The sequence below is a fragment of the Caballeronia sp. genome (genome assembly GCF_049581465.1).
Taxonomy (GTDB): domain Bacteria; phylum Pseudomonadota; class Gammaproteobacteria; order Burkholderiales; family Burkholderiaceae; genus Caballeronia.
The window spans coordinates 1-4,231 of record NZ_JBAUSA010000302.1 but is presented as its reverse complement, the minus strand read 5'-3'; the positions used below and the strand labels follow the sequence as shown (position 1 = coordinate 4,231).

Below are 4,231 nucleotides of genomic sequence, written 5' to 3'. Positions count from 1 at the left end.
CGAACCCTGCCCGATGTCCCGCACGCGTGAAGCCCCAGGCCGTGCATCGCGCGTAAGACCGTAGCCGACCCTGTTGAGCCAGCCCCGAAAGACTTCCGACCGTCCGCCTGTCGTCCGGTATAAGACCAATGAACATTGGCACATCGACGGGTGCGTGACCACCTCGGAGGCAGCGAAAAGGATTCGTTCATCCCAATGTGCGCCGTCGCACAAATCTCACATTCGGTTCGGTGTCAACTACCAAACGCTTCTTGTTGCCGCCCCTTTTTGGATGGCCGGGTTCCCGAAGTAGCGTCTGTGCTTGTCGAACGTTCATCCCATCGTCAAAACGACCCCAAAGGATACGAGATGAAAGCGAATACTGGCAGTTCATACATCACCACTGCGGACGGAACCGAGATTTTTTATAAGGACTGGGGCACGGGTCAACCCTTGGTCTTTCATCATGGTTGGCCGCTGTCGGCCGACGATTGGGATGCACAAATGATGTTTTTCCTGGATCATGGGTTTCGCGTGATCGCGCATGATCGTCGCGGCCACGGGCGCTCAACCCAGACCGCGAGCGGCCATGATATGGACACCTACGCGGCCGACGTCGCGGAGTTGGTCAAGGCGCTCGATCTCACGAATGCCGTGCACATTGGTCACTCCACGGGCGGCGGCGAGGTGACACGTTATGTCGCCCGGCACGGCACCGGCAACGGACGTGTGGCAAAGGCGGTACTTATCAGCGCGATTCCGCCGCTTTTCATGAAGTCGGAAAAGAACCCCGAGGGCGTGCCAAAGGAAGTTGTCGACGTGATTCGCAACGGTACGGCGATGCATCGCTCACAGTTTTACAAGGACATCACGATTCCGTTCTATGGGTTCAACCGTCCTGGCGCGACGGTTTCCGAAGGCATTCGCGAGAACTGGTGGCGGCAAGGCATGATGGGCGGCATCAAGGCCCAATACGATTGCGTCAAGGTGCTCTCGGAAACAGAGTTCTACGACGACCTGGCGATCATCGACGTTCCTGTGCTGGTGATGCACGGCGAGGACGATCAGATATGTCCGTTCCCCACCACGGGCGCGAAATCCGTGAAGCTTCTGAAGCACGGCACGCTCAAGTCGTACCCCGGCTTGCCGCACGGAATGCCGACCACGCATGCAGACCAGATCAACGCCGACCTACTGGCGTTTATCAAGGCCTGACCGGCGTTCTATGCCGGACTGCGCCCAGGCGACGGCACCGTATTGCAAAGCTGCCACCGTCGCCTAGGATTTGACGCCGAAACTCAAGAAAAATGCAACGCTCACTCGCCGATTTCCAAGGGGTCGACTGAGCATTCCAGCGACCGCTCTGGCTGCGGGAGCGGTCGCTCATCTGCGGCCGGCGATCGTCTGTTAGTGGCCGACTAACGGCGATCACCGACCGGTGTGAGTCACTCCATTAAGGTCGCTCGCGTCTATGCTGCGAACGCGCCTTGTTCAGCCCACGCAGCCGCTACTGCCCGAACCCGCTTGTCGGGCGCGCGGCCAAGGAGTAGAAATTGAGTACGCTATGTGTACTTCGGCGTCACCGCTTACGTCACTGGGCAAGGCATGCGAAGGAGGGGTCATGACATTCAAGGCTCAGTGGTACCGAGACAAGTTTGCCAAAAGACGTGGCAAAGGCTTCTGCGGCTATCCGGTGGCAACGGTTGCCTTCTACGGGCCAGACGACTCAAGAGCGACGAAGGTCTCTGTGGGCATCGTCGCGCACGAAGGTGCTGACGCGGACCCTGTTGAGCGGTGGTTCTGCAAAGCAACCGATGCGAGAATCGATCCAGAAGTCACCGAAGAAATCGTTCGATTCATCGATCGTCACGGTGTCAAATCGGTGGTGGCCGTCGATCGCATCATCGGCTGCCCGCATGAGGAAGGCATTGACTACCCGGAAGGCGAAAAATGTCCGCAGTGTTCGTTCTGGGCCAACCGTGATCGCTGGAGCGGCGAGATCATGCAGTGAGAGGTCAGGGGGCAGGCGCTTCCATCGTCGCGCTGAGGCGTTCCTTACTCGCTTCATTCCGACCGTAGTCATGCATTCATTAATGCGGGACGCGTTCTGGACGAGAAGGGCACGTGTGGCCGTCAGCGGGGCCCGGCTAAGCCCGTGGCGTGGTTCCACGCAACCGTGATCGCCTACGCGACTGACTTCGACTCCTCGATCGGGTTGACTGCGACGTGCTTCAGGTGCATGAAAGGCGCAGCGGAGCCGGACATCGACCGAGACGACACGAAGCCTGGTTTCGCGCGATGTAAGGTACAGGGGCAAATCTCCTGCTGGGATCTCGCCGAGCGAGGTGAGTATCACCGCTAATACAAGGGGCAGAACCATGGGTTTTTCTTGCCGAACGTTTCTGATCGCTCGTGACGATACCCTCTGGCGGCTGTCAAGCACCAAGTTCGACCGGATGCTGCGAGATCCGGCAAGCCAATGTCTACCCGTTTTTGCAGGGCAACGAGCGCGAATGGCCAGCGTCGTGGTCGAGCTTGTGGCCAGACACCCGGTGCGCGTCGTTCGGAACACGTTTTGCATTCTTACTTTCGATGCCGAAGGCCGCATCGACCCGCGCAGTATCGAAAAGCAGCAATTTGCCCTCGCGGAGTCGATCGACGCACCTGTCTTTGCCGTATTCGCTGACCACAGCAACCAAACAGTCGTCGACGCGACGTCACGATTCATTGCACAGGGCGGCCAATGGGTTCGGTCACGCGCCTTGGCGCGCTTCATAGATCAAACCGCGTTGGGACAACGACAGTGCCGACACCTGTAAGCGGTCGCTCGAAGCCCGTTCTACAGCATCCGACAACAATTGGATCCATACGGTCCTCTCGTAAGCTGCCACTCGCGAGCGCGAAGCATAGTTATCTTAATAGCCGGGTATTGGGCGAGATTTTTTGAGAACAAACGCCGCTCACACAAGGAAAGTTGAGTCTAAATTTCAACTAAAGTTGTTACTACTCGCCGTCAGGCCACCGGAACGCTTGATTCATCTGGCACGCGTCGAACCCCGCCACCATGCAGGTGAACTCGATCTAGCCGGGTCCGTCGGCGGTTCGGCTAGTTCCGGGACGTTGCGCTAAAGCCTTCGTACTCCGGAACTTGCGAGCCGCTTCTGCCAGTGTTCGAGCATCGGTCCAAAATCGTTCCTCGCACCGAGCTGCGCTCACGGAAAATTGGTAGTACGCCGCTGGTCGCGTCTCTATCGGCTTGGGCGCTCCGATCGACACCGAAGGAGCTAACGGGAAAGCGACCCGGCAAATCCGTTGATAATCGATCGCACAGCGCCGTAGGGGAGAGCGTGCAAAAGTTGGGGAGGCTCCCAAGGAGGGCCGCTTGTGTTTCCGGTAGCGACTTCGGTTTCGTCTGGAGTAGTCTGATCGGTCTCGCAACGGTGGGAGCAAGCCATGCGGTTGATCATCGAAGCAAGGTTGGCCGACGGAGACAATGATACGGTCGAGGAAGGTAACGGAGTTCTGGCTGTGATTGAGCGCCCGGACTTCTGTCTTGCCGAACTGGACCTGACTCTCGCGGAAGGGCGGTCGCTGCTGGCAAAGGTGCAGGTCGAGCTCATTTCGAAACAGGTGCAGTCGTGGCTCTCAGTCCAGACCCATTGTCGGAGCTGCGGTGCGGCCTTGAACCACAAGGACAGTCGCTCGACGGTGCTGCGCACGGTGAAGAGTCCGCGGCTGTGGTCGGGTGCTTGCCAGCGGACTGCGCGGACGCCACAGCATGTGGTGCATCCCCTGTCCAAAGACCTAATCAGGCGCGTCACTCCGGAGCTGCAGAGTCCAGGAATCGCAATCCTGGACTCTATGCATCAGTTGTCTACGCTGTTTCACAGCGCAGATCAGCTGGCGGCGGCGTTGTTGACGTAGCCCGGTCACTCAGGTCGCCTGTCATGCTTTTTTAGGGCGAGCGGCGCTTACGCGACGGGTGGGTTAGGGCGCCATACAGGCCGCAGCATCCTGCAACGCCAGTTGTTGGCTGACGATGTCGCAACGCGTCGCGCTGCCAGGACCTCAGATCTTCTTTCGCCCGCCAACTGGTGCCTAACCAGTAAACCAGGTTTGTGGACGGTGCACGGCTCCGCGATACTAAAAGTCATCAACCGGCTTGGAAGAAACAGTCTCACCACGCGATCGAATGACCGATCCCCTCCGAATCACGGACGGCGGCCGACATCAAAACTCGCATGCTATCGAC

4 protein-coding genes are annotated in these 4,231 nt (G+C 58.7%); all 4 read left to right on the top strand.

The window, feature by feature from the left end; genetic code table 11:
- The first annotated feature begins 348 nt into the window (after positions 1-348).
- The 4 genes from WCA53_RS07550 to WCA53_RS07535 all read left to right on the top strand — a co-directional run bounded on the left by WCA53_RS07550 (position 349) and on the right by WCA53_RS07535 (position 3,903).
- The gene (locus WCA53_RS07550) at positions 349-1,194 is read left to right on the top strand and encodes an alpha/beta fold hydrolase (RefSeq protein ID WP_423907548.1); all 846 of its coding nucleotides are present in this window, start codon (positions 349-351) and stop codon (positions 1,192-1,194) included.
- A 406-nt stretch (positions 1,195-1,600) separates the two neighbouring features.
- On the top strand, positions 1,601-1,990 hold the full coding sequence (locus tag WCA53_RS07545; RefSeq protein WP_423907546.1) for a hypothetical protein: 390 nt from the start codon (positions 1,601-1,603) through the stop codon (positions 1,988-1,990).
- A 502-nt stretch (positions 1,991-2,492) separates the two neighbouring features.
- Complete coding sequence (locus WCA53_RS07540) at positions 2,493-2,798, top strand: hypothetical protein (protein ID WP_423907544.1); 306 nt, start codon at positions 2,493-2,495, stop codon at positions 2,796-2,798.
- A gap of 634 nt (positions 2,799-3,432) precedes the next feature.
- Positions 3,433-3,903 carry a hypothetical protein gene (locus tag WCA53_RS07535; protein ID WP_423907542.1) on the top strand — a complete coding sequence of 157 codons (471 nt, stop codon included), beginning with the start codon at positions 3,433-3,435 and terminating at the stop codon, positions 3,901-3,903.
- Positions 3,904-4,231 lie beyond the last annotated feature (328 nt).

What these genes read in the sequence shown, in the direction of transcription:
- WCA53_RS07535 (WP_423907542.1), top strand. Translation starts at nt 3,433, where the DNA reads ATGCGGTTGATCATCGAAGCAAGGTTGGCCGACGGAGACAATGATACG.
- WCA53_RS07540 (WP_423907544.1), top strand. Translation starts at nt 2,493, where the DNA reads ATGGCCAGCGTCGTGGTCGAGCTTGTGGCCAGACACCCGGTGCGCGTC.
- WCA53_RS07545 (WP_423907546.1), top strand. Translation starts at nt 1,601, where the DNA reads ATGACATTCAAGGCTCAGTGGTACCGAGACAAGTTTGCCAAAAGACGT.
- WCA53_RS07550 (WP_423907548.1), top strand. Translation starts at nt 349, where the DNA reads ATGAAAGCGAATACTGGCAGTTCATACATCACCACTGCGGACGGAACC.